The 22,437-nt window shown below is 63.0% G+C and carries 19 protein-coding genes; 10 read left to right on the top strand and 9 right to left on the bottom strand.

Features of this window, described 5'->3' with window-relative positions:
- The first annotated feature begins 50 nt into the window (after positions 1 to 50).
- Positions 51 to 2,657: a LuxR C-terminal-related transcriptional regulator gene (locus GV002_RS11220; protein ID WP_160018442.1), complete on the top strand. Its 2,607-nt coding sequence runs from the start codon at positions 51 to 53 to the stop codon at positions 2,655 to 2,657.
- Between the two features lie 365 nt (positions 2,658 to 3,022).
- Here GV002_RS11220 and GV002_RS11215 read toward each other — a convergent pair whose 3' ends face one another.
- The 4 genes from GV002_RS11215 to GV002_RS11200 form a co-directional block, all read right to left on the bottom strand.
- Complete coding sequence (locus GV002_RS11215; protein WP_160018441.1) at positions 3,023 to 4,366, bottom strand: short-chain fatty acid transporter; 1,344 nt, start codon at positions 4,364 to 4,366, stop codon at positions 3,023 to 3,025.
- A 410-nt stretch (positions 4,367 to 4,776) separates the two neighbouring features.
- Positions 4,777 to 5,955 carry an acetyl-CoA C-acetyltransferase gene (locus GV002_RS11210; protein WP_160018440.1) on the bottom strand — a complete coding sequence of 393 codons (1,179 nt, stop codon included), beginning with the start codon at positions 5,953 to 5,955 and terminating at the stop codon, positions 4,777 to 4,779.
- Positions 5,956 to 6,085: 130 nt separating this feature from the next.
- Positions 6,086 to 6,742 carry a CoA transferase subunit B gene (locus GV002_RS11205; protein WP_160018439.1) on the bottom strand — a complete coding sequence of 219 codons (657 nt, stop codon included), beginning with the start codon at positions 6,740 to 6,742 and terminating at the stop codon, positions 6,086 to 6,088.
- An 11-nt stretch (positions 6,743 to 6,753) separates the two neighbouring features.
- A complete protein-coding gene (locus GV002_RS11200; protein WP_084341560.1) occupies positions 6,754 to 7,452 on the bottom strand; it encodes a CoA transferase subunit A in 699 nt (232 codons plus the stop codon).
- Positions 7,453 to 7,571: 119 nt separating this feature from the next.
- Here GV002_RS11200 and GV002_RS11195 point away from each other — a divergent pair, with 119 nt between their 5' ends.
- The gene (locus tag GV002_RS11195; RefSeq protein WP_160018438.1) at positions 7,572 to 8,456 is read left to right on the top strand and encodes a LysR family transcriptional regulator; all 885 of its coding nucleotides are present in this window, start codon (positions 7,572 to 7,574) and stop codon (positions 8,454 to 8,456) included.
- Positions 8,457 to 8,481: 25 nt separating this feature from the next.
- On the opposite strand, the gene GV002_RS11190 is transcribed toward GV002_RS11195, so the two are convergent.
- The 3 genes from GV002_RS11190 to GV002_RS11180 all read right to left on the bottom strand — a co-directional run bounded on the left by GV002_RS11190 (position 8,482) and on the right by GV002_RS11180 (position 12,338).
- A complete protein-coding gene (locus GV002_RS11190) occupies positions 8,482 to 9,075 on the bottom strand; it encodes a nucleotidyltransferase family protein (RefSeq protein ID WP_160018437.1) in 594 nt (197 codons plus the stop codon).
- Between the two features lie 2 nt (positions 9,076 to 9,077).
- A complete protein-coding gene (locus tag GV002_RS11185) occupies positions 9,078 to 11,276 on the bottom strand; it encodes an OsmC domain/YcaO domain-containing protein (RefSeq protein ID WP_160018435.1) in 2,199 nt (732 codons plus the stop codon).
- Positions 11,277 to 11,405: 129 nt separating this feature from the next.
- Positions 11,406 to 12,338 carry a LysR family transcriptional regulator gene (locus tag GV002_RS11180; protein WP_160018433.1) on the bottom strand — a complete coding sequence of 311 codons (933 nt, stop codon included), beginning with the start codon at positions 12,336 to 12,338 and terminating at the stop codon, positions 11,406 to 11,408.
- A gap of 212 nt (positions 12,339 to 12,550) precedes the next feature.
- On the opposite strand from GV002_RS11180, the gene GV002_RS11175 reads away from it, so the two are divergent.
- The 7 genes from GV002_RS11175 to GV002_RS11145 all read left to right on the top strand — a co-directional run bounded on the left by GV002_RS11175 (position 12,551) and on the right by GV002_RS11145 (position 20,088).
- Positions 12,551 to 13,627, top strand: a complete 1,077-nt coding sequence (locus tag GV002_RS11175; RefSeq protein WP_160018431.1) for a 4-oxalomesaconate tautomerase — start codon at positions 12,551 to 12,553, stop codon at positions 13,625 to 13,627.
- A gap of 39 nt (positions 13,628 to 13,666) precedes the next feature.
- The gene (locus tag GV002_RS11170) at positions 13,667 to 14,917 is read left to right on the top strand and encodes an OprD family porin (protein WP_160018429.1); all 1,251 of its coding nucleotides are present in this window, start codon (positions 13,667 to 13,669) and stop codon (positions 14,915 to 14,917) included.
- A gap of 40 nt (positions 14,918 to 14,957) precedes the next feature.
- The gene (locus GV002_RS11165) at positions 14,958 to 15,938 is read left to right on the top strand and encodes a Bug family tripartite tricarboxylate transporter substrate binding protein (RefSeq protein WP_160018427.1); all 981 of its coding nucleotides are present in this window, start codon (positions 14,958 to 14,960) and stop codon (positions 15,936 to 15,938) included.
- A 52-nt stretch (positions 15,939 to 15,990) separates the two neighbouring features.
- A complete protein-coding gene (locus GV002_RS11160) occupies positions 15,991 to 16,443 on the top strand; it encodes a tripartite tricarboxylate transporter TctB family protein (RefSeq protein ID WP_160018425.1) in 453 nt (150 codons plus the stop codon).
- A gap of 4 nt (positions 16,444 to 16,447) precedes the next feature.
- Positions 16,448 to 17,962 carry a tripartite tricarboxylate transporter permease gene (locus GV002_RS11155; protein ID WP_160018423.1) on the top strand — a complete coding sequence of 505 codons (1,515 nt, stop codon included), beginning with the start codon at positions 16,448 to 16,450 and terminating at the stop codon, positions 17,960 to 17,962.
- 14 nt (positions 17,963 to 17,976) lie between these two features.
- Complete coding sequence (locus GV002_RS11150; RefSeq protein WP_160018421.1) at positions 17,977 to 18,906, top strand: D-2-hydroxyacid dehydrogenase family protein; 930 nt, start codon at positions 17,977 to 17,979, stop codon at positions 18,904 to 18,906.
- Between the two features lie 237 nt (positions 18,907 to 19,143).
- Positions 19,144 to 20,088 carry a LysR family transcriptional regulator gene (locus tag GV002_RS11145; protein ID WP_160018419.1) on the top strand — a complete coding sequence of 315 codons (945 nt, stop codon included), beginning with the start codon at positions 19,144 to 19,146 and terminating at the stop codon, positions 20,086 to 20,088.
- A 41-nt stretch (positions 20,089 to 20,129) separates the two neighbouring features.
- Here the strand turns inward: GV002_RS11145 and GV002_RS11140 are convergent, their stop codons facing one another.
- Both GV002_RS11140 and GV002_RS11135 read right to left on the bottom strand, forming a co-directional pair.
- Positions 20,130 to 21,338 carry an MFS transporter gene (locus GV002_RS11140; RefSeq protein ID WP_160018417.1) on the bottom strand — a complete coding sequence of 403 codons (1,209 nt, stop codon included), beginning with the start codon at positions 21,336 to 21,338 and terminating at the stop codon, positions 20,130 to 20,132.
- A 386-nt stretch (positions 21,339 to 21,724) separates the two neighbouring features.
- Positions 21,725 to 21,874 (bottom strand): TetR family transcriptional regulator, encoded by a 150-nt coding sequence (locus tag GV002_RS11135; RefSeq protein WP_372241823.1) that lies wholly within the window; start codon positions 21,872 to 21,874, stop codon positions 21,725 to 21,727.
- Between the two features lie 162 nt (positions 21,875 to 22,036).
- Here GV002_RS11135 and GV002_RS11130 point away from each other — a divergent pair, with 162 nt between their 5' ends.
- Positions 22,037 to 22,279, top strand: a complete 243-nt coding sequence (locus GV002_RS11130; RefSeq protein ID WP_160018415.1) for a hypothetical protein — start codon at positions 22,037 to 22,039, stop codon at positions 22,277 to 22,279.
- The last annotated feature ends 158 nt before the right edge of the window (positions 22,280 to 22,437 follow it).

Raw genomic sequence — 22,437 nt, 5'->3', positions numbered from 1 at the left:
GGTACCATCGCCTGGTGGTTCAACAATGACAAGCAGAGAGAACCGCTGCCATGCCTACCCTTGCCATCGCCCGTGCGAGTGCGCTGCAGGTGCAACCTGCCGATCTACCGCGTTTGCCGCCGTGTGTGGTTTCCCGCCCAGCCCTGCTGCAGCGTCTGCTGGCCAGCGAGTCGCGCCTGCGTTTGCTGTGCGCGCCTGCCGGTTCTGGCAAGAGCGTGCTGCTCGGTCAATGCGCGCGCCACACACCGGCTGCCGTCGAGCGCGTATGGCTCGATCTCGGAGGGCGCAGTCTGACACCGCAGCAGCTGTGCAAGCGACTGGCCGCAGCCATGCAGTTGCCGTTCGACGATGCCGGCGAAGCGGGGCTGATCGATCGGTTGCATGAGCATGCGGGGCGTTTGTGGATCTTTATCGACGACTACCCGCGACGGGCTGACGATGAGCTCGATGCCTGCCTCGACCGGTTGTTCGCTGCGGCGCCGCAGCAGGTCTCCTGGTGGGTCGCCAGTCGTCGCATACCGGCCTGGAACCTGCCACGTCTATTGCTGCAGGGCGATCTGCTGGAGCTTCAGGGTGAGGAGCTGGCGCTGGATGACGCGGCGCTGACCGAGCTGCTGACGGCGTTGCAAGTGAGCCTGGCTGATGACGTCCGGCAGGCCCTGCTCGAGCGCAGCGAAGGCTGGTTGGCGGCGATCCGTCTGCTGTTACTCGATGCCGACGAGGATGCGCTGCGCCAGCGTTTGCAGGAGGGCTGCCCGGTGCTGCGCGACTACGTGCAGCATGAGGTGCTGGCCGATCTGGACGAGGAGCTGCGCAGCGACCTGCATGCACTGGCCTTGCTGCCGCGTTTTTCCCTGCCGCTCTGCGAGCATCTGCTGGAGGGCCGTGGCAGTGAGCTGCTGGGCGAACTGCAACGGCGCCAGCTGTTCGTGCGCAGTCTCGACAGCAGCGGTACCTGGTTCCGTCTGTGGCAACCGCTGGCCGAGGTACTGCGTCGCCTGCCGGGCGCGCCGGTGCCGGCTTCCATCCATGTGCGTGCCTGTCAATGGTTCGCTCAGCACGGTGATATTCGCGAGGCCGTCGAACATGCTCTGCTGGCAGGGCAGATCGAGGTCGCGGTCAACTACCTGCAGCGCTTCAGCCAGGAGCAATTGCTGCAGGGGCACTCGGTCGCTCAGTTCCTGCAATGGCGCGAAGAGCTGCCGGCCTGGCTGTTCGCCAGTTCGCCACGGTTGATCGTGCTGCAGGCCTGGGCCCTGATCATCTGTGCACGTTTCGATGAAGCTGCCGACTGCATGCAGGCGCTGACGCATTTCATGCCGCAACCGAATGAGCGCCGCCAGCGCAAACTGGTCGCCCATTGGCAGGCATTGACGGGCGTGTTGGCGCGTCAGTGCGGGCGTCGCGATGCCCGGATGCACTGCGAGCAGGCCCTGCAGATGCTGGACGAGGGCAGCTGGTCGCAGAGCGTGCTCTGTTACCAGGCGCTGGCCCAGCAGCATATGGCCGAACATGCGTTGGACCAGGCCAAGCAGGCGCTGGATCAAGGGCTGCGTCTGGCACGGCTCAATGGCAGTCTGATTTTCGAGGCTTTGCTCAATACCGATCACTGCCTGCTGCTGCAGATGCGTGGTGAGGCCGGGCGCGCCGCGGAGCTCGCCGAACAGTCTTTGGCGCTGCTGCGCGAACGCTTCAACCATAGCCCGGTGGTCGCTCGCCTGCTGTTGGTACGGGCCAGCCTGCTGGCCCGCCAGGGCCTCGATGAGGCGGCGCAGCAGGCGTATAGCCTGGGGCTGCAGGAAGCCGAGCACTGCGAGGATGCCTACATCATTTCCGGCTACCTCGGCATGCTGGAGCTGGCGGAAAGCCGTGGCGATCTCGACGAAGCCCATCAGTGGTTGCTGCGGGCTGAGCGGGTGATGCAGTGGTCGCACGTGCCTGAAGTGCGTTACCGCTGTGTGCTGCAGTTGCAGGCAGGGCGACTGCTGCTGCGTCAGGGGCAGACCGGGCGCGCACGCGAGCTGTTCGCCCAGACCCTGCAGCAGTTGCAGCAGCGTCAGCAACTGGCGCCTTCCGAGTTCTACGATCTGTTGCCGCGCTTGCGTCGTTACCTGGCGCTGAGCGACCTGCTGCTTGGCCACCACGCTGCTGCTGAGCATGCACTGCGCCTGCTGCTGGATGAATGCCAGCTCGCCGGGCATCGCAGCCTGGCCTGCGAATGTCGGGTCAGCCTGGCCGAAGCGCTGCTCATGCAGGGGCAGCAGGAGCAGGCCGACGGCCTGTTGCAGCAGGCGCTTGGCGAAGCGCGACAGCTGCGTCTGCTGCGGCCGTTGCAGGAACTGCAACAGCGTCAGGCGCAGTGGCTGGAGCGCCTGTTGCCGAGTGAGGCTGGGCAGAGCCTGCACCAGCGCCTGTTCGAGCCGGCGCCGCGCCTGGATGAGCCGGCCAGTGCCGGTACTGCGCTGCTCAGCTCGCGGGAGCTGGCGGTGCTGCAGCTGATCGCGCAGGGGGGCTCCAATCAAGAAATCGCCGATCGCCTGTTCATCTCGCTGCACACGGTCAAGACCCATGCGCGGCGGATCAACGTCAAGCTCGGCGTGCAAAGACGCACCCAGGCCGTGGCGATGGCCAAGGCGCAGGGGCTGATGGGGGATTGAGTTCGGCCTGCTGCGCGTCGGCGCTGCTGCGTTAGAGGCAGGCTCACAATGCTCATGTACAAAAGTACAGTCGCCCGCGACTCCGACCGTTGCTCGCCTGCCTCTGCCTTGCATCGCTCTAGCTCGCGAGGCCTCACAGTGCGGTGATCGCGAGCGGGGATTCAACCGAGCAAATAGTCAGCTCGTAGGGTGGGCTTTAGCCCACCTGGGTTGGTCAGCGTGGGCCGAAGCGGATCACCGCCCGGCCCACCCTACAGACTGAAACCAACCCCGCTCGTAGGGTGGGCTTTAGCCCACCTGGGTTGGTCAGCGTGGGCCGAAGCGGATCACCCGCCCAGCCCACCCTGCAAGGCCTAGCTGCCTGGTCAGCCGAGGAAGTAGAACGCGCCGCAGATCACCACGCCCGAGTACAGCAGCATGATCAGGCAGTAGCCCATGATGTCGCGTGCGCCGAGGCCGACGATGCCGAGCAGCGGCAGTGCCCAGAACGGCTGGATCATGTTGGTCCAGGCGTCGCCCCAGGCAATCGCCATGGCGGTGACGGTCGGCGAGACGCCCAGTGCCTGAGCAGCCGGCAGCATGATCGGGCCCTGCACGGCCCACTGGCCACCGCCAGACGGTACGAAGACGTTGACCACACCAGCGCTGAGGAAGGCCAGCAGAGGGAAGGTGTCAGCCGAGGACCAGGAGATGAACGCTTCGGTGATCTGCCGGCCAAGGGAGATGCCGTCGGCGTTGGCGCCCATCATCATGCCCATGATCCCGGCGTAGAAGGGGAACAGCAGGACGATGCCACCAATGCCGCGCACGCTCTCGTCCACCGCGCGCATGTAGCGCTCCGGGGTGCCGTGCATCAGCAAGCCGCTGAACAGGAAGATGGCGATGACCACGTCCAGGCCGAGCACGAAGCCCTTGGTAGCGAAGTGGTTGAACAGGTAGATACCGGCCATGGCCACCAGTGCCAGACCAAGGATGCGGCTGTCGTCCAGGCGCTGTGCCGGGGTTTCACGAGCCGGCAGCTCTGCACGCGATTCCACCAGCTTGGCGGCATCGGCGACCTTGGCGCCCTGACGCGGGTGCATGGCGCGGTTGAGCAGTGGCAGGCCGATGAACAGCAGAGCCACGATGGTCAGGTTCAACGGGCTGAACAGGGTCTCGGTGATGCTCACCGGATCGGTCAGCACGCCTGCAGTGATACGTGCCAGGTCCGGGCCGCCGGTGGCCATGGACAGCGGAATCGAGCCGGCCAGGCCGCCGTGCCAGACCAGGAAGCCCGAATAGGCCGAGGCCACCAGCAGCGGGTAGTCGACGCCATCGACCTTACGCGCCAGGGCGCGGGCGAACACCGCGCCGATCACCAGACCGAAGCCCCAGTTGACCCAGCAGCCGACCAGCGCCACCAGGGTGACCATGATGATCGCTTGGCCGGGTGTGCGTGCCAGGCCGGCGAGGCGGTCGAGTTGGCGGTTGATGATCGGTGCGCTGGCCAGGGCGTGGCCAGTGACGAAGATCAGCGACATCTGCATGGCGAAGCCGAGCAGCGTCCAGAAACCACCGCTCCAGTGTTGCACCATGGCCGGTAGCGATTGGCCGGTGGAGAAGATACCAGCGAGCAGCACGCCCAGCGTGAGCAAGGCGGAGAAAACGAACGGTGAGGGCAGGTACTTCTGTACCAGGCTCACGCTCATGCGGGTGAGGGTGTTGAACATGGATGACGCCTCTTTCTTATGGTTGTGTAAGAACCTGTTCAAAGCCTGCTGCGCGTCGGGCCTGCAGCGTTAAAAACAGGCTCAGAATGCTCATTTACAACTCGTAAACTCCGCTTCTTCGCCTGTTTTTGCCTTGCATGCCTCTAGCTCGCGAGGCTTTGAACATATTCTGGGGCTTTACCAGGCATTCAGGGTTGGCTATGCCTGCGGTTTGCAGTGGATATGACAAAGCTCGGCCGAGGCCGAGCTGGTTGGTGTAGCCCGGATGCAATCCGGGAGGTCCATGTCAGGTTTCCCCGGATTGCATCCGGGCTACGGTGCTCTGGTTTCTCAAGCTGGCCTGCAGGGTGGATGTCGCTTCTTACATCCACCAAAGCGGTGGATCGGTGAAGCGCGATCCACCTTAGGGGTCAGCGCTCGATGGCCAGTGCCACACCCTGACCGCCACCAATACACAGCGTGGCCAGGCCTTTCTTGGCATCACGGCGGATCATCTCGTGCAGCAGGCTCACCAGCACGCGGCAGCCCGAGGCGCCGATGGGGTGGCCGAGGGCGATGGCGCCGCCGTTGACGTTGACTTTGTCTGCATCCCAGCCCAGTTCCTGGCCGACCGACAGCGCCTGGGCTGCGAAGGCTTCGTTGGCTTCGATCAGGTCCAGATCGGCCAGGCTCCAGCCGGCCTTGTCCAGGCAGCGGCGGGTGGCGGATACCGGGGCGATGCCCATGATCGCCGGGTCGACACCGGCGTTGGCATAGCCGGCAATCTTCGCCAGCACTGGCAGGCCCAACGACTGCGCCTTGGCCGCGCTCATCAGCAGCACGGCAGCGGCGCCATCGTTGAGGCTGGAGGCGTTGCCGGCGGTAACGCTGCCGTCTTTCTTGAATGCGGGTTTGAGCTTGGCCAGGGATTCGGCGGTGGTGCCGGCACGCGGCTGCTCGTCACGGGCGAAGGCGACGGGGTCGCCCTTGCGCTGCGGGATCAGCACTGGAGTGATCTCTGCATCGAAACGCCCAGCCTCGATGGCCGCCACGGCCTTCTGTTGCGAAGCGGCGGAGAAGGCGTCCTGGGCTTCACGGCTGATGCCGTATTTCTCCACCAGATTCTCGGCGGTGATGCCCATGTGGTAATCGTTGAAGGCGTCCCACAGGCCGTCGACGATCATGCTGTCGAGCATCTGCGCGTGACCCATGCGCAGGCCGGTGCGGGCTTTGGGCAGCACATAGGGCGACAGGCTCATGTTCTCCATGCCGCCAGCGATGATGACCTGGGCATCGCCACAGCGGATGGCCTGGGCGGCCAGGTGCAGGGCTTTCAGGCCCGAGCCGCAGACCTTGTTAAGGGTCATGGCTGGCACGGCAGGGGGCAGGCCGGCGCGGATGGCAGCCTGGCGCGCGGGGTTCTGGCCGGAGCCTGCGGTAAGTACCTGGCCGAGGATCACTTCATCGACCTGGGCGCCGTCGAGGCCGGTCTGTTCCAGCAGGCGCTTGATGACGATGGCGCCGAGCTCCGGCGCGGGAATATCGGCCAGGCTGCCCTGGAAGCTGCCGATGGCGGTGCGGGTGGCGGCAACGATGACGACGTCTTGCATGGGGAATCCTCTTGGCGCGGTAGGGCGGAAAAAGCCTCGCGGATGAATCCGCTCCTACAGTGTGTAGGACATAGCTTAAAAACGTTCCGTAGGCGCCGTGCGTGGTGGCGCCTACAGAACGGTAGACAACTTAGAAGCTCATTTCCGGCACGTGTTCGGGGACGATCAGTTTACCGGCGGTCTTGGCGACGATTTCCTCGATGCTCACCCCCGGCGCGCGCTCGCGCAGGATGAAGGCGTCGTTCTCGATTTCCAGGTAGGCCAGGTCGGTCAGCACCTTGCGGATGCAGCCGCAGCCGGTCAGCGGCAGGCTGCAGTGCTCCAGCAGCTTGGATTCGCCGTCTTTGGAGGCGTGGGTCATGGTGACGATGATGTTGTCGGCGCCGGCCACCAGGTCCATGGCGCCGCCCATGCCCTTGACCAGCTTGCCGGGGATCATCCACGAGGCGATGTTGCCGCGTACGTCCACTTCGAAAGCACCGAGCACGGTCAGGTCTACATGGCCGCCACGGATCATGGCGAAGGACTGGGCCGAGTCGAAGATCGCTGCGCCCTTGATCGCGGTGACGGTCTGCTTGCCGGCGTTGATCATGTCGGCGTCCACTTCGTCTTCAGTGGGGAAGGCGCCCATGCCGAGCAGGCCGTTTTCCGACTGCAGCATCACCTGCATGCCCTCGGGCACGTAGTTGGCCACCAGAGTCGGAATGCCGATACCGAGGTTGACGTAGAAGCCATCTTGCAATTCACGGGCGACGCGCTGAGCCATTTGTTCACGGGTTAATGCCATGGTCTTTCTCCTCAGGCGCGCAGCGTGCGTTTTTCGATGCGTTTCTCGAAGCTGCCGCAGATCAACCGGTCGACGTAGATGCCGGGCGTGTGAATCTGCGTCGGGTCGAGTTCACCGGGTTCGACGATCTCTTCCACTTCGACCACGGTGATGCGCCCGGCGGTGGCGACTACCGGATTGAAATTCTGCGCGGTGTGGCGGTAGACCACGTTGCCGAAATGGTCGGCCTTCCAGCCTTTGACGATGGCGAAATCGCCGGTGATGGCGGGTTCGAGGATGTAGTGGCGGCCGTTGATCTCGCGCGCCTCCTTGCCTTCGGCGACCGGGGTACCGTAGCCAGTGGCGGTGAAGAATGCGGGGATGCCGGCTCCTCCGGCGCGCAGCTTCTCGGCCAGGGTACCTTGCGGAGTGAGTTCGACTTCCAGCTCGCCGGAGAGCAGTTGCTGCTCGAACAGGGCGTTCTCGCCGACATAGGAGGCAATCATCTTGCGGATCTGCCGGTCTTCCAGCAGCACGCCGAGGCCGAAACCGTCGACGCCGCAGTTGTTGGACACCACGGTAAGGTCGCGCACGCCACGGCGACGGATTTCTGCGATCAGGTTCTCGGGGATGCCGCACAGGCCGAAACCGCCGGCCAGCACGGTCATGCCGTCCTGCAGACCGTCCAGGGCTTCTTCATAGCTGCCGACGCGTTTGTCGAGTCCGCTCATTTGAGGCTGCCTCTTGTTGTTGTGGGGCAGGAGCACTGCCAGGCTGTGGTCAAGCTTCTGCGCTGTGGGCTTATTTGTTAAGTTTGTTTTTCCTCTTGATTGATCAGGTAAATAAATCAATGACCGTCAAGCAGCTACGTGCCTTTCTCGCTGTGGCGCAGAGCCTGAGCTTCGCCCAGGCCTGCGAGCGCCTGCACCTGTCACAGCCGGCACTGAGCCTGGCGATCAAGAACCTGGAGCAATCGCTCGGTGGCCAGTTGCTGGTGCGCACCACCCGCAGTGTGGCGCTGACGCCCGAGGGCGAGACGTTGTTACCTATTGCCGTGCGCCTGCTGGCCGACTGGGACAACGCCGAGGATTTATTGCACCAGCACTTCACCCTGCAGATGGGCAAGGTGGCGGTGGCCGCTATGCCGTCTTTCGCCGGCAACCGCCTGCCAGCGGCGCTGCGCGCGTTTCGCGATGCTTACCCACGGGTCAACGTGGCGGTGCATGATGTGATCAACGAACAGGTGATGGAGATGGTGCGCGATGGCCGCGTGGAACTGGGCATCGCCTTCGAGCCGGCAACCCTCGATGGTCTGCAGTTCACGCCGCTGTACGACGACCGTTTCGTTGCCCTGGTGCCAGCTGATAGCAAGCTGGCCGGGCAATCAGCATTGACTTGGTCGCAGTTGCTGGAGCAGCCCTTCATCACCCTGCAACGCCCCTCGGCGGTGCGCCTGCTGCTGGAAGACAGCGTGATCTCCAGCCATGGCAAGCTGCCGGTGGCGTTCGAGAGTCATCAGTTGGTCACGGTCGGACGTATGGTCGCCGAAGGCCTCGGCGTCAGCGCCGTGCCGCAACTGTGCCAGCTGCAGATGGAAGAGCTGGGCGCGCGCTGCCTGCCGCTGAGTGAGCCGCAGGTGTCACGTCGCGTCGGGCTGCTGCACCAGGCCGGGCATCAGCTGTCCAGCGCGGCGCAGGCGTTGAGTGAGGTGCTGCTGCATCAGGCAGGGCGGTAGGGCGGGTGAACCCCGCCCTGGAGCGCTAGAGCTGAGCCAGGTCTTCCGGGATATCGATATCCTGCAGTACGCCGGGCTCATCCAGCTCGACGATGCGCACGGCCTCAGGGTGTTGCTGCAACACCGGCTTGGCGCCGGCATCGCCGCTCAGCGCCGCGAGCTGCGGCCAGAAATCGCGGCCGAACAGCACCGGGTGGCCGCGTGTGCCCTGGTAGGTGGGCAGCACGATTTTGTCTGCACTGGCGTAGGCGAGCAGAGTTTCCAGACTGTCGCGACGAATCAGCGGCATATCGGCGAGAAAGATCGCCACGGCCATTGCGCTCGATTCGACCAGTAGCCTCTCGGCCCCTGCTGCCAGGCTGTGGCCCATGCCCTGGGCCGTTAGCGGATGCTGGACGAGTTTGATACTGGCGGGTAATCCCAGCGCCGTGATGGATTCGTCCGGGCGCAGCACCAGCCAGACTTCTTCGAGCATCGAACAGGGCAGCTCCAGGCTGGCGGCCAGCAGTGAGCGCCCGTCGCCGAGTTGGAGGCGGCGTTTGTCGGCGCCGAAGCGGCGGCTGTAGCCAGCGGCGAGCATCAGCGCTGCTACGCCTTGGGCTGGGCACTCGCTGGCCATGCTCAGCCGGCCAGACCCGCTGCTTTGGCGCGGGCAGCGTGGAGCTTCTTGTAGCTGTCGATCAGGCGCAGGTGCTTATCCAGCCCTTCCAGTTTCATGCTGGTCGGCGTCAGGCCATGGAAGCGCACGCTGCCGTCCACCGAGCCGATCACCGCGTCCATGCGCTCGCTGCCGAACATGCGCCGCAGGTTGTGCTCGAAGTTGGCCAGCTCCAACTCATCGTCCAGCTGGATCTCCAGCACCGCATTGACCGCCTGGTAGAACAGGCCGCGCTCGACGGTGTTGTCGTTGTACTGCAGGAAGGCCTCGACCAGCTCCTTGGCATCGTCGTATTTCTTCAGCGCCAGGTTGATCAACAGCTTCAGCTCGAGGATGGTCAGCTGGCCCCAGACCGTGTTGTCGTCGAACTCGACGCCGATCAGTGTGGTGATATCGGTGTAGTCGTCGACCTCGGTGTTGCTCAGGTTGCGCAGCAGCGACTTGAGCTCGCGGTCGCTCAGGGCGTGCAGGTTGAGGATGTCCTTGCGAAACAGCAGCGCCTTGTTGGTGTTGTCCCAGATCAGGTCCTCGACCGGATAGATCTCCGAGTAGCCCGGCACCAGGATGCGGCAGGCGTTCGCGCCGAGGTCGTCGTAGGTGGCCACGTAGACTTCCTTGCCCAGGTCTTCGAGGATGCCAAACAGGGTGGCGGCTTCCTGTTCGTTGGAATCTGCCCCTTCGCCGGAGAAGTCCCACTCGACGAACTCGAAGTCGGGCGTGGCGCCGAAGAAGCGCCAGGACACCACGCCGCTGGAGTCGATGAAGTGCTCGACGAAGTTGTTCGGCTCGGTCAGCGCCAGGCTGTCGAAGGTCGGCTGCGGCAGGTCGTTGAGGCCCTCGAAGCTACGGCCCTGGAGCAGCTCGGTGAGGCTGCGCTCCAGCGCCACTTCCAGGCTCGGATGGGCGCCGAAGGAGGCGAACACGCCGCCGGTGCGCGGGTTCATCAGGGTCACGCACATCACCGGGAATTCGCCGCCGAGCGACGCATCCTTGACCAGCACCGGGAAGCCCTGTTTTTCCAGCCCCTGGATGCCGGCGACGATGCCCGGATACTTGGCCAGGACGTCTGGCGGCACGTCCGGCAGGCACAGCTCGCCTTCGAGGATTTCGCGCTTGACCGCCCGTTCGAAGATTTCCGACAGGCACTGCACCTGGGCTTCGGCGAGGGTGTTGCCGGCGCTCATGCCGTTGGACAGGTAGAGGTTTTCGATCAGGTTGGACGGAAAGTACACCGTCTCGCCATCGCTCTGGCGCACGAAGGGTAGCGAGCAGATGCCGCGTACAGTGTTGCCTGAGTTGGTGTCGTACAGGTGCGAGCCGCGCAGTTCGCCATCCGGGTTGTAGATGGCCAGGCAATGCTCATCGAGGATTTCCTCGGGCAGCGCATCCTTCGGGCCTGGCTTGAACCAGCGCTCGTTGGGGTAGTGGACGAACTCGGCGTTGGCGATGTCCTCGCCCCAGAATTGGTCGTTGTAGAAGAAGTTGCAGTTTAGCCGCTCGATGAACTCGCCCAGCGCCGACGCCAGCGCGCTTTCCTTGGTCGCGCCCTTGCCGTTGGTGAAGCACAGGTTCGACTGCGCATCGCGGATATGCAGCGACCAGACGTTGGGCACGATGTTGCGCCAGGAGGCGATCTCGATCTTCATGCCCAGGTCGGCGAGGATGCCCGACATGTTGGCGATGGTCTGCTCCAGCGGCAGATCCTTGCCCGGAATGTAGGTAGTGGTAGCTCCCACCGGCATCAGCAGCGCCTGGGCATCGGCGTCGAGGTTTTCCACCTCCTCGATGATGAACTCGGGGCCCTGCTGCACCACCTTCTTCACGGTGCAGCGGTCGATGGAGCGCAGGATGCCCAGACGATCCTTCTCGGAGATATCGGCGGGCAGCTCAACCTGGATCTTGAAGATCTGCGCGTAGCGGTTCTCCGGGTCGACGATATTGTTCTGCGACAGGCGAATGTTCTCGGTGGGAATGTCGCGGGTCTGGCAGTACAGCTTGACGAAGTAGGCCGCGCACAGCGCCGAGGAGGCCAGGAAATAGTCGAACGGCCCCGGCGCCGAGCCATCGCCCTTGTAGCGGATCGGCTGATCGGCGATCACCGTGAAGTCGTCGAACTTGGCTTCGAGGCGCAGGTTGTCGAGAAAGTTGACCTTGATTTCCATGGGGCAGTACCAGCGAGCGAAACAAAATGGCCGCCATTATCCGGGTTTTCGGCGGCCTGTCTTGCTTGGCTGCTGGCGATCGAGGCGCGCCGGACCGGCGGCGAGCGCAATGCCGGCCCGAGCGACGGCTCAGCTGTCGAGTTCGGCGGTGTTGCTGGTTCCGATGGAGGTGTAGCTCGGCCATTGCCGCAGCAGGGTTTCGACGAACTGTTCCGCTGCCGGTGACAGCGAAGAGCCGCGGCGGCGAACCAGGCCCAGGGTGCGGCTGATCACCGGGTCGACCAGCGGCCGGCTGACCAGAATCGGATGGTCCTCGGCTGGCATCGCCAGGCTGGGCAGGGCGGCGATGCCCAGGCCGGCCTCGACCATGCCCAGCGATGTCGAAAGATGCTGCACCTCGTAGAACCAACTCGGGCGCCAGTCGAGATGGGCCAGGCCGTGATCGAGCAGCACGCGGTTGCCACTGAGGCGTCCGACGCCGATCAGGCGGTAATCGCTCAGCTCGCGCCAGGCCACTTCCGGCTGCTTGGCCAGGGGATGATCGCGTCGGCAGGCGAGCACGAAAGGCTCGTTGACCAGCGGGGTGAAGTCGATTTCCGCGCTTTGTCCGCTCTGCATGTTGATGCCGAAATCCGCCTCGCCGCGTATCACCGCTTCCAGCCCTTCATGGGCGCTGAGGTCGAGGATACGGATGCGGATCTTCGGGTACTGCAGGTTGAAGGCGCGGATCACCGTCGGCAGGAAGTAGAAGGCTGCCGTCGGGATGCAGGCGAGGGTGACCTGGCCGGACTGGCGCTCGGCCAGCTCGCGGATGCCCAGGATCGAACGCTCGAAGTCGTCCAGCAGACGCTGCGCCTTGGGCAGAAAATCCCGCCCCACGGCGGTCAGGCTGACGCGGCGCGTCGTGCGGTCCAGCAACTGGGTGCCGAGGCTTTCTTCCAGCTTCTGCATGCGACGGGTCAGTGCCGGCTGGGACAGGTGAATGGCGTTGGCGGCCTCGTGAAAGTTGCCGAACTCGGCGATTTTCACGAAAGCGCGGATATCTTGCAGTTCGTAATTCATGCGCTTGGGTTATCAGTCTGGCGTATTTTTGTTTGAAGGTTAGCAATGAACCCTAGTCTTTCGGCTCAGCAGTGGCAAGCGGGGAAACACGCACGTGCATTAATGCGTTTAATGGAATAAATATCGAAATATATGCATTTTACAGAATAAATATCCGCTCCTCATAATCGACGCAAAGCAACAATCACTAGTTTTATTGCGTTGGAGGCATCATGCGGACGGTACCTTGTGTACTCATGCGAGGCGGTACTTCGAAGGGGCCGGTCTTTCTGGCCAATCACCTGCCCACGGACCCGCAGCAGCGCGACGAGGTATTGCTCAGCCTGATGGGCTCTGGCCACGAGCTGGAAATCGACGGTATCGGTGGTGGCAGCCCGCAGACCAGCAAGGTGGCGATCGTCAGCCGCTCGCCGCACCCGGATGCCGATGTCGACTACCTGTTCGTGCAGGTCATGGTCACCCAGCGCCGCGTCGACACTGCGCCCAACTGCGGCAACATGCTTTGTGCCATCGGTCCTTTCGCCATCGAGCACGGCCTGGTCAATGCCGGCTCGCCGATGACCCGGGTGCGCATCCGCAATCTCAACACCAACACCTTCGTCGATTCCGACGTGATGACCCCGGGCGGCCGCGTGCGTTATGACGGCGACACCGCCATCGACGGCGTGCCCGGTACCGCCGCGCCGATCAAGCTGACTTTCCTCAATGCCGCTGGTGGCAAGACCGGCCGTCTGCTGCCCACCGGCCGCGTGCGTGACGCGTTCGATGGCATCGAGGTGACCTGCATCGACATGGCCATGCCGATGGTGCTGATGCATGCCGAGGCACTGGGCAAGACCGGCTATGAGTCGCCTGCCGAACTGGATGCCGACAGTGCGTTTCTCCAGCGTCTGGAGCGCATTCGCCTGCAGGCCGGCCTGGCCATGGGCCTCGGCGACGTGTCGCAGATGGTCATCCCCAAGCCGGTGCTGCTGGCACCTGCACGTCACGGCGGCACGCTGAGCGTGCGCTATTTCATGCCGCACAACTGCCACCGCTCGGTCGCGGCCACCGGGGCCATCGGCCTGGCCACGGCCTGTGCGCTGCCCGGCAGCGTCGCTCAGGACATCGCGCCCATCGAAGGCGAGGCGCTGGTACGCCTGGAACACCCGGGCGGGCAGATCGAGGTTTCCCTGCAGCCTGCCGCCGACGGCAACCCCGAGCACCTGCGCGCCTCGCTGGTACGCACGGCCCGTCGCCTGTTCTCGGGTGAGGTGTACATCCCCAGCCTGCGGCGCACCGGCACCTGATTTCGCCTCACTACAACCACACCCGTAGGGCCAACCACAATGACAAGAAAAAAATCCCTCAGTTGCTCCGTCGTCGGCATGACGGTCATGGCGCTGCCTGCAGTCAGTGTCCATGCCGCCGGTTTCATCGAGGACAGCAAGGCCAGCCTGGAGCTGCGCAACTTCTACCTCAACCGCGACTTTCGCGAGAATGCCGGGCAGAACAAACGTGAAGAATGGGCGCAGGGCTTCATCCTCAACCTGGAGTCCGGATACACCCAGGGCACCGTGGGTTTCGGTATCGATGCCATCGGCATGCTAGGGGTCAAGCTCGACTCCTCGCCTGATCGCAGCGGCACCGACCTGCTGCCGCGTGACAGTCGCAACCGTGCCGAGGACGACCACAGCAAGCTCGGCGTGACCGGCAAGGTGCGTTTCGCCGAAAGCCAGCTGCGCGTGGGCACCTTGCTGCCAAAGATGCCCTACCTGCAGTACAGCAATTCGCGTCTGCTGCCACAGGTGTTCGAGGGTTGGCAGGTGCAGAGCAAGGATCTCGAGCGCGCCACCTTCACCCTGGGCGAGATCGACCGTGTGGTGCAGCGCAATGTCTCCGGCTCCGACAAGCTGGCGCTGAACAACAAGAATGGCCGCTTCGGTCGCAGCCCCGAGAGCGACGAGCTGCGCTTCGCCGGGGTCGATTACGCGATCAACCCGCAGTTGCTCGCCAGCTATCACTACGCCGAACTGAGCGATGTCTATCGCCAGCATTTTCTCGGCGTGCAGCACAACCTGGCGCTGGGGCCTGGCAAGCTGAAAAGCGACCTGCGCTATTTCAACAACAGCGAAGCGGGGCAGGAGCGGGTTGGCAAGATCGACAACCAGGCCGTCAACGCGATGTTCACCTATAGCGTCGCGGGGCATTCTCTGGGGCTCGGCTACCAGAAAATGCTCGGCGATGATGCCTTTACCTATGTCAACGGTGCCACGCCTTACCTGACCAACTTCCTGCAGATCAATGATTTCGCCGGCCCGGACCAGCGTTCCTGGCAGCTGCGCTATGACTTCGACTTCGCCCGTGTAGGCGTGCAGGGACTGACCTTCATGACCCGCTATGTACGCGGTGACCAGGTCGACCTGGCGGTAGGCGAGGGGCGCGAGTGGGAGCGTAATACCGATATCGCCTACGCCTTCGGCGATGGCCCGCTGAAGAATCTCAAAGTGACCTGGAGAAACGCGACTTACCGTTCGAGCTTCGTTCGTGACCTGGACGAGAATCGTCTGATCCTGAGCTATATCGTGCCGCTCTGGTAACGCATCGGCCTACATACAAGACCAATAAGAGGAACCCATCATGATCACCTGCACTATTCGCCGCATTCTGCCGCTGTCTTTCGCCGTATTGCTTGCCAGTGGCTCGGCACTGGCTGGTGAACCTTCCCGTCCGGAGTGCATTGCTCCAAGCAAGCCAGGCGGCGGCTTCGACCTGACCTGCAAGTTGGCCCAGGCCGGGTTCAAGGACGAAGGCCTGCTCAAGGCACCGATGCGCGTGACCTACATGCCTGGCGGCATCGGCGCCGTGGCCTACAACTCCATCGCCGCCAACCGCCGGGCAGAATCCGGCACCCTGGTGGCCTTCTCCGGCGCTTCGCTGCTGAACCTGGCTTTGGGTAAATACGGTCGTTTCGACGAGACCGCAGTGAAGTGGCTGGCCACCGTCGGCAACGATTACGGCACCCTGGCAGTACGTGACGACTCGCCTTACAAGAACCTCGACGATGTGGTGCAGGCGCTGAAGAAAGACCCGAAAAGCATCGTGGTCGGCGGCGGTGGCAGTGTCGGCGGTCAGGGCTGGGTGAAGATCGCCCTGCTGGCCCGCGCGGCAGGTGTCGATCCGCGCGAGCTGCGTTACGCCGCGTTTGAGGGCGGCGCCGAGCACTACATGGCGCTGATGGGCGGCCACGTGGACCTGGTCACTGGCAGCGCAAGCGAGATCCGCGCGCAGCAGGGCAACAAGATCCGCACCCTGGCGATCTTCAGTGAAGAGCGTCTGGGTGGCGATCTGGCCTCGATTCCCACCGCCCGCGAGCAGGGTTACGAGATCCAGTGGCCACTGATTCGCGGCTACTTCCTCGGCCCAGACGTGAAAGAGCAAGACGTGGCCTGGTGGCAGGAGCGCTTCGCCAAGCTTGCGGCCTCCAGCGACTTCCAGGCCTACCTGGCCGACCGCGATGTACTGCCTTACTACGTGACCGGGCCGGAGCTGGATGCGCTGGTCAAGAGTCAGGTTGCTGAGTACCGCAAGCTCGGTCGCGAATTCGGCCTGGTCGAGTAATCGAGTTCCCATGCGCCGTCCCTGACGGCGCAGCGTTCTGGAGCGCATCCACATGCATGACCGTATCTTTGCGGGGGTGACCCTGCTGCTTTGCTGCATCCTGGGATTTTTCGCCTGGGGCTACAGCGCCCCGTTTGCCTACGAGCCGGTCGGGCCCAAGGCCTTCCCGCTGCTGCTGTTACTGCTGATCGCCTTTGCCTGCCTGCAACTGCTGCTCAAGCCGGCCGGTGAGGTGCAGGGCGAAGAGCCACCCTTGAACCGCCAAGTGATGATCAAGGCGCTGGTCTTTCTCGGCCTGATGATTGGCTATGCGGTGCTGTTCGAATCGCTCGGTTTCATCCCCGCCAGCGTGCTGTTCGGCATCGGCATGGCGCGTCTGTATGGCGGTAGCTGGCTGCACAGCCTGATCAGTGGTGTGGTGTTGGCAATCGGCCTCTACCTGCTGTTCGACAGAGCCCTCGCCGTACCCCTGCCGCTTGGCATCCTTTCGACCCTGGAGAGCTGAACCCATGGATACTCTCGGTTATCTCGGCCATGGCTTCGGCGTGGCGCTGAGCCCCTACAACCTGCTTACTGCCCTGTGCGGGACCCTGATCGGCACGGTCGTCGGTCTGCTGCCCGGGCTGGGTCCGATCAACGGCGTGGCCCTGCTGATTCCGGTCGCCTTCGCCTTGGGGCTGCCACCGGAAACCGCGCTGATCCTGCTTGCTGCGGTGTACCTGGGTTGCGAATACGGCGGCCGTATTTCCTCGATCCTGCTGAACATTCCGGGTGAGGCCTCTGCGGTGATGACCACCCTCGATGGTTATCCGCTCGCGCGTCAGGGCCAAGCCGGTGTCGCACTGTCCCTGTCGGCCTGGAGCTCGTTCATCGGCGGCCTGATCGCCACCGCTGGTGTCGTCCTGTTCGCGCCGCTGCTGGCCAAGTGGGCGGTTGCGTTCGGCCCCGCTGAATATTTCGTGCTGATGGTGTTCGCCATCACCTGCCTGGCCGGGATGGCCGGCAACAAACCCTTGAAAACCGCTGTCGCGGCGCTGATCGGTCTGCTGCTTTCTTGCGTAGGCATCGACGCCAACAGCGGCGTCTACCGCTTCACCTTCGGCAGCCTGGGCCTGGCCGATGGCATCCAGTTCGTGGTGCTGGTGCTGGGGCTGTTCTCGGTCAGTGAGCTGTTGGTACTGCTCGAACGTACCCATCATGGCCAGAAGGCGATCAAAGCCAGCGGGCGCATGCTGTTCAGCATGAAGGAGGGTGGCTTCGTGTTTGCCACCAACCTGCGCAGCGGCGTGGTCGGCTTCGTGCTCGGCGTGCTACCGGGTGCCGGGGCGACGCTGGCCAGCGCTGTTTCCTACATGAGCGAAAAGCGCATGGCGGTGAAGGACAATAAATTCGGCAACGGTGACCTGCGCGGTCTGGCCGCACCGGAAACCGCCAACAGCGCGGCTGCCTGCGGCTCCATGGTGCCGATGCTGACCCTGGGCGTGCCGGGCTCGGGCACCACGGCGGTGATGCTCGGCGCCCTGACGCTGTACAACATCACGCCGGGACCGCTGTTGTTCCAGAACCAGCCGGACATCGTCTGGGGCCTGATCGCCTCGCTGTTCGTCGCCAACATCATGCTGATCATCATGAACGTGCCGATGATCAAGGTCTTCACCAAGGTGCTGGCCGTGCCTTACTGGGCATTGGTACCGGCGGTGGCGATCATCACTGCGATCGGTGTGTACGCGGTGCACGCGACCACCTTCGACCTGTACCTGATGATCGCCATCGGCCTCTTCGGTTACGTCATGCGCAAGCTGGACTTCCCGCTGTCGGCGATCCTGCTCGGTTTCATCCTCGGCGGGATGATGGAGCAGAACCTGCGTCGTGCGCTTTCCCTGTCCAGCGGTGATCTCGGTATCCTGTACGCCAGCCCGATCACCTGGGTGGTCTGGGGCCTGGTGGCGGTGATGATCGTGCTGCCATTCTGGCGCGCCTGGCGTGCGCGTCGTCAGCAGGGCCGCGCCGCCAGCGTGGCCTGATTCGGAGGGTTGGCATGCGTATCGTGATACCGGATGACTATCAGCGGGTCGTTCAACAGCTCGATTGTTTCCGCTTGTTGGAGGGCTTCGATGTCCGCCTGTATCACGACGCCGTGAGCGATCCGCAGGTGCTGGCCGAGCGCTTCGCCGATGCCGAGGCGCTGGTGCTGACCCGCGAGCGCACGCGTATCGATGCCGCGCTGCTGGCACGCTTGCCGAACTTGAAGCTGATCAGCCAGACCGGGCGAGCCGGCCCGCATCTGGATCTGGAGGCTTGCCGCGAGCGCGGCGTGACCGTAGCCGAGGGCACCGGCTCGCCGACCGCAGCGGCCGAGCTGACCTGGGCGCTGATCCTCAATGCCCGGCGGCAGTTGCGCGAGGCCATCAACGGTTTGTATGACGGACACTGGCAGGTCAACCTGGGCCAGCGTCTGTATGGCCAGACGCTGGGCATCTGGGGTTACGGCAAGATCGGCCAGCGTCTGGCGCGTTATGCACGAGCCTTCGACATGCGTGTCCTGGTGTGGGGCAGCGAGGCTTCGCGCCAGGCCGCCATCGCCGATGGCTACGAGGCCGCGCCGACGCGCGAAGCCTTCTTCGAGCAGGCCGACGTGCTCAGCCTGCACCTGCGCCTGGTGCCCGCCACCCGGCATTGCGTAGGCGCTGCCGACCTGGCGCGAATGAAACCTGACGCGTTGCTGGTCAATACCAGCCGCGCCGAGCTGGTCGCCCCCGGGGCGCTACTCGACGCGCTGGACCTTGGCCGTCCTGGTCAGGCGGCGCTGGATGTTTTCGAGCAGGAGCCGATCCTGCAGGCCGATCATCCGCTGCTGACTCATCCGCGCATTCTCTGTACGCCTCATCTGGGCTATGTCGAAAAGCACAGCTACGAAGCCTACTTCGGCGAGGCCTTTGCCAACGTCAGGGCGTTTGCGCAAGGATGACGCCCTGAGCATCGCGGCAAGGATTCTCGAGGCAGAGTCCGAATCCTCCTCGGCGTTCTTTCACCAGCGCTAGCTCTCAGTGCTCAGCATCCAGCGCTGGCCGCTCTATCGCATCAGCTCAACGCATCGATCTGCAGCGTTTCTGCAGCGTGCTATTGAGCGAATCACCGAGTTGGATGCAGGCCTCTGCCAGGTATTTCGGTAGGATCGCACCTGGGTTCAGAAATGGAGATAGGGATGCACTCGTCCGAGCGGCTGAAGGGGATCGATGTCTTTGTGGCTGTCGCTGATTCTGGCAGTTTCAGTGCTGCTGCCGAACGCCTCAATCTCACCGGCTCCGCCGTCAGCAAGAGCGTGGCACGGCTGGAGGAGCGGTTGGGCGCGCGGCTGTTCAATCGCACCACCCGCTCGCTGGCGCTCACCGACGCCGGAGTCCTGTTCTACAGAACCTGCACATCGGTTCTGTCCGAGCTGGAAGAGGTCGAGCATGCGCTCGTCAGCGAGGAACACGAGCTCCATGGCAAGGTCCGCATAGACCTGCCGGCCTCCTACGGTCGCCTCCATGTGCTGCCGCTGATCATGGATTTTGTCCGTCTGCACCCCATGCTTCAGCCGCATATCTCGTTCACCGATCGGTTCATCGATCCTGTTTACGAGAACATCGATATCGTCGTTCGCATCGGTGGCCCGGATACCTGGCCGGCCAATCTGGGGCATGAGTATTTCGGTGCGCAGCGCCTGATCTTCTGCGCTTCACCGGACTACGTGAGGCGCTTCGGCTGTCCAGAAAGACAGGATGATCTGGATAACCACCAGTGCATCGGTTACGTGCAGAGCGATGGCTTGGTTGGTCCCTGGTTCTTCAGGGGCGCGCGGCCGGGAGAGATGGAGCGCCGAACCATGCAGACGCGAATTGCAGTGGGTGACGGTGAAGGGGAGGTGGCAGCGGTGCTTGCAGGTCACGGTATCGGGCAGTTACCGACCTGGCTTACGCAGCGCCATATTGAACAGGGCACGCTCGTCGAGGTGCTGCCAGACCTGGCTACGGATGGTTTGCCCATGCATTTGATCTGGCTGAAAAATCGCGAAAACGTCGCCAAGGTCAGAGCCCTTCTGGACTACCTGCGCCTTCGGCTTACGCCTTATGGAACGAGAGTCTCGACAGATACGGCGGAGCACTGATCACGCCGAATCATGCTCCGCATTGATCGGAACCGACGCTTTCAGGTCGCAGGTGCCTGCTCCTGCCGGGACGCCAGCTTGTGTACCAGGGGCACCAGCATCAGAGCCATGACGGCGATAGCCGCAGCCGCATAGCCAAGATAATCGACCCCCAGATTGGCAATGGTCATGCCGCCGACAATAGCGCCAATACCGATGCCGGCATTCGCCGCCGATACGTTGGTGGTGCCCGCCAGTGCCTTGGAGTGGGAGACCGAACTCATGACGCGGACCTGGCTGACCGGATAAAGAGCGGTATTTGCAATGCCCCACAGGCCCAGCGCAGCGCAGAAAATCAGGCCCACATGAGCGAACGGAACAATCGCAGTCATGCCAATCGCCAGCAGAAGCAAAAAGAGCACGCTGGCCTTGATCGGGGATATATCAATCGCCTTGCCGCCAATCCAGTTGCCGACCAGGCCGACTGCGCCGAATGCCATCAACCACCATCCGATATTTTCCGGACGCACGCCCGCCACGCGCTCCAGGATGTCGGCCAGGTAGGTGTAGGCGGTGAACATGGCGCTGAACACGACGATGGAAAGCAGCACATTCGAAAGGAAATAGGGTTCCTTGAAAATCTTTGCTTGCTGCAGAAAATTCACCTTGGCAGTGCGGGCAACGGCAGGCATGAACGCCAGAACTGCCAGTGCCATGATCATCGATAAGCCGGCGAGCGACCAGAATGCGCCCCTCCAGCCGAGCGCATTCGACACCAGAGTGCCCAGCGGAATGCCGAGCAGCATCGCGGCAGAGATACCCAGGTAAACATTCGCGATCGCCTGGCCCGCTTTTTCGGGACCGACCAGTTGCCCTGCGGTTTCACTGGCGGTACCCCAGAAAACGGGCAACGCCAGTGCAGGCACCAGGCGCGCGACGGCGAGAAGCCAAAAGCTGTCCGATACCGCCGCAAGCGCGTTCGATGCGGCGAAAATCAGCAAAATGGCCACGAACAGCTTCTTCCGATCAAGATGAGACAGCATTGCTGTCAGCGGTGGGCCGAAAATCATCACTGTGAAGGCAAAAAGAGTCACCAGTTGGCCTGCCATGGAGATGGAAATATCCAGGTCTCGGGCAAGAGAAGGCAGGAGGCCGACGATCAGAAATTCAGTGGTGACGATGAGAAAAGCGGAAAATGCCAGGATGGCGACGCTAAGGCCGGCGCCTCGTTGCGAGCCGACAGAGTGAGAGGCTGATTCATGAACAGGCATGGGCGGAGCTCCGATAAGAACGGCCCTGAGTCTATTGATTATTTATTTTCTTATTTTTGGTATTTATTCATTTTATTAATGAATAAATTTCGTTAATTGGTAGTGGCAACTGAGCGCTGGTCAGTCCGCCCATCCGCCTACCGAAAGGCCAGTCCGTCCACGCCCTTAAACACAGCTTCGCCAGCCCCTTCATCCACAACGGCGGCAACATCCTCACCTTGCAGGACATCCTGGGTTACTCCAGCCTGGTCATGACCAGGCGCCGGAGCATCTGACCGAGGCGGTGAGGCTGAATCCTGGCGCGGTGATATCTGCCTGGTTTGGCGTGGAACCCTGTTCGGATTCGGGCAAGATTTCTTCCACGACTCAACCCTTGGCGAGCCAATTCAGTCTAGCTTTAGCCTCGTCAGACCTGCGGCAGCGGTCAGGTCGTCCATCGAGCTGTCCGCATAGCCGTTCGCCGCGAAAGCCTCGCGCGCCGCTTTGATCAGTTTGTTGCGCGTTTCCACAATCATCGCTGCACGCTTATGCGCCATCGAAATTCGTCCTCAAGCAATTTGCGTGCGATGCGTATGAGTCAATTGGCATGCGCCGCGTACGTTGTATTCTGATTCGCATACGTGTTGTATGCAGTTGCATTGGGGCTGCTTTCATCCATGCAGGCGCAGGTACCTGCAGACAAAACAGGAGATGGCGCCATGGACGAGCAGCGTCACCATCAAATCTTCGCTTCTATCAGATACCAGGCCAATGCCACTGATGCTGTGGCGGGTGAGAAAGGGCAGGGCGGCGAGGGCATGTCGCGTGCCATGTTCGCAGCTATAGGCTATCAATGGCCGATGCTCCCGGACCTGCTGCGCCTGGTATTGTGCTCGATGACGCGCTTACCGGTAGTGCTGCACCGGGCGAGATGGCCCGTTCAGCAGGCCCGGCGTTCGTAGATGTCGGTTCTGGCCTGCACCTCCTGCCGCGCCCCCCGTGCTATCGGGCTTGCTCTGTTCCCCAGGCGACTATCCTGAGCGATTTGATAGTAGAGGTAAGCGCCGGCGAGCTGAGCGCAGCCTTTGGATTCAATGTCCGATGAACGGTTGACTCGCGT

Source organism: Pseudomonas sp. 8O (genome assembly GCF_902506495.1).
In the GTDB taxonomy this organism is placed as follows: domain Bacteria; phylum Pseudomonadota; class Gammaproteobacteria; order Pseudomonadales; family Pseudomonadaceae; genus Aquipseudomonas; species Aquipseudomonas chaetocerotis.
This window is presented reverse-complemented; position numbering and strand designations above follow the sequence as displayed.

Bases quoted from the DNA above. Each gene is read 5' to 3' on its own strand.
- GV002_RS11220 (WP_160018442.1), top strand. From the start codon at position 51: ATGCCTACCCTTGCCATCGCCCGTGCGAGTGCGCTGCAGGTGCAACCT.
- GV002_RS11215 (WP_160018441.1), bottom strand. From the start codon at position 4,366: ATGTTCAACACCCTCACCCGCATGAGCGTGAGCCTGGTACAGAAGTAC.
- GV002_RS11210 (WP_160018440.1), bottom strand. From the start codon at position 5,955: ATGCAAGACGTCGTCATCGTTGCCGCCACCCGCACCGCCATCGGCAGC.
- GV002_RS11205 (WP_160018439.1), bottom strand. From the start codon at position 6,742: ATGGCATTAACCCGTGAACAAATGGCTCAGCGCGTCGCCCGTGAATTG.
- GV002_RS11200 (WP_084341560.1), bottom strand. From the start codon at position 7,452: ATGAGCGGACTCGACAAACGCGTCGGCAGCTATGAAGAAGCCCTGGAC.
- GV002_RS11195 (WP_160018438.1), top strand. From the start codon at position 7,572: ATGACCGTCAAGCAGCTACGTGCCTTTCTCGCTGTGGCGCAGAGCCTG.
- GV002_RS11190 (WP_160018437.1), bottom strand. From the start codon at position 9,075: ATGGCCAGCGAGTGCCCAGCCCAAGGCGTAGCAGCGCTGATGCTCGCC.
- GV002_RS11185 (WP_160018435.1), bottom strand. From the start codon at position 11,276: ATGGAAATCAAGGTCAACTTTCTCGACAACCTGCGCCTCGAAGCCAAG.
- GV002_RS11180 (WP_160018433.1), bottom strand. From the start codon at position 12,338: ATGAATTACGAACTGCAAGATATCCGCGCTTTCGTGAAAATCGCCGAG.
- GV002_RS11175 (WP_160018431.1), top strand. From the start codon at position 12,551: ATGCGGACGGTACCTTGTGTACTCATGCGAGGCGGTACTTCGAAGGGG.
- GV002_RS11170 (WP_160018429.1), top strand. From the start codon at position 13,667: ATGACAAGAAAAAAATCCCTCAGTTGCTCCGTCGTCGGCATGACGGTC.
- GV002_RS11165 (WP_160018427.1), top strand. From the start codon at position 14,958: ATGATCACCTGCACTATTCGCCGCATTCTGCCGCTGTCTTTCGCCGTA.
- GV002_RS11160 (WP_160018425.1), top strand. From the start codon at position 15,991: ATGCATGACCGTATCTTTGCGGGGGTGACCCTGCTGCTTTGCTGCATC.
- GV002_RS11155 (WP_160018423.1), top strand. From the start codon at position 16,448: ATGGATACTCTCGGTTATCTCGGCCATGGCTTCGGCGTGGCGCTGAGC.
- GV002_RS11150 (WP_160018421.1), top strand. From the start codon at position 17,977: ATGCGTATCGTGATACCGGATGACTATCAGCGGGTCGTTCAACAGCTC.
- GV002_RS11145 (WP_160018419.1), top strand. From the start codon at position 19,144: ATGCACTCGTCCGAGCGGCTGAAGGGGATCGATGTCTTTGTGGCTGTC.
- GV002_RS11140 (WP_160018417.1), bottom strand. From the start codon at position 21,338: ATGCCTGTTCATGAATCAGCCTCTCACTCTGTCGGCTCGCAACGAGGC.
- GV002_RS11135 (WP_372241823.1), bottom strand. From the start codon at position 21,874: ATGGCGCATAAGCGTGCAGCGATGATTGTGGAAACGCGCAACAAACTG.
- GV002_RS11130 (WP_160018415.1), top strand. From the start codon at position 22,037: ATGGACGAGCAGCGTCACCATCAAATCTTCGCTTCTATCAGATACCAG.